The organism is Jejuia spongiicola (assembly GCF_023502325.1).
Taxonomy (GTDB): domain Bacteria; phylum Bacteroidota; class Bacteroidia; order Flavobacteriales; family Flavobacteriaceae; genus Wocania_A; species Wocania_A spongiicola.
Genome location: NZ_JAMFLZ010000020.1, coordinates 1 through 1,285 on the forward strand (window position 1 = coordinate 1; position 1,285 = coordinate 1,285).

The 1,285-nt window shown below is 33.9% G+C and carries 1 protein-coding gene; it reads left to right on the top strand.

The annotated features are described in order from the left end of the window. Nucleotides 1–10: 10 nt before the first annotated feature. On the top strand, nucleotides 11–1,285 hold a 1,275-nt coding region (locus M3P09_RS17165), incomplete at its 3' end, for a BspA family leucine-rich repeat surface protein (RefSeq protein ID WP_347709819.1).

A 1,285-nucleotide genomic window follows, 5' to 3' on the forward strand; every position in this document is an offset into this window, starting at 1 on the left:
AGTAAGCACAATTACTAATATGCAACAAATATTTCAAGGTACATTATTTAATTCCCCCATCAATAATTGGGAGGTAAGTGCTGTTACATCAATGTCAAATATGTTTAGAAACACTCCTTTTAATCAAACTCTTGATAACTGGGATACCTCTAGCGTAACTGATATGCTTGGTATGTTTTCTTTCGCTGAAAGTTTTGACCAGAATATAGGCAACTGGGATATTAGTAATGTTACATTAATGACAGATATGTTTAATGGTGTTACCCTATCTCAAGAAAATTACGATGCTACTTTAATAGGTTGGCATACAGACACAAGTGGTGTTGCTAATGATGGTATTGATGATGTCCCTAATAATATAACTTTTCATGGAGGCAGTAGTCAGTACTGTTCTGCAATATTTGCTAGGAATAGTTTAGACACTTCTTTTAATTGGTCGATTACTGATGGTGGCCTTGGATGTAGAGCTGAAGATTATTTTATAACCACTTGGGTGGTTGAAGAAAATGAAACCATTACCATTCCTACAGCTGGAATAGGCTATAGTTATGATGTAGATTGGAGTTATGATGGTGTTACTTTTAATCCAGAATCTACCAACGTTTCAGGTAATGCAACAAGTACTACCTTAACAGCTGGCACATACACTGTTGCTATTCGTGGTGTTTTCCCTAGAATCTATTTTAACAATACAGGAGATAAAGACAAAATACAAACGATTGAACAATGGGGTACAAATATTTGGACTTCGATGGAACAGTCTTTTTGGGGGTGTAGGAATTTAGTATTAAATGCAACCGGTATTCCAAATTTAAGTCAAGTCACTTCAATGTTTGATATGTTTAGGAACTGTAATTCTTTTGTAGATAATGGAGGAGCTATTAACAATTGGGATGTAAGCAAAATTACTAATATGAAACGAGTATTTCAAGGTACATTATTTAATTCCCCCATCAATAATTGGGAGGTAAGTGCTGTTACAACAATGTCAAATATGTTTGAAAACACACCTTTTAATCAACCCCTTGATAACTGGGATACCTCTAGCGTAAATGATTTTTTTAATATGTTTAAAAAGAATGGATCTTTTAATCAAAACATTAGTAGCTGGAATACAGAACTAGTAACTACTATGGAGAGTATGTTTAATAGCGCAACTTCTTTTAATCAAGATATTAGTTCTTGGGATATTAGTAATGTTATAGCAATGGATGATATGTTTTTAGGTGCTACCCTATCTCAAGAAAACTACGATGCTACTTTAATAGGTTGGCATACAGACACA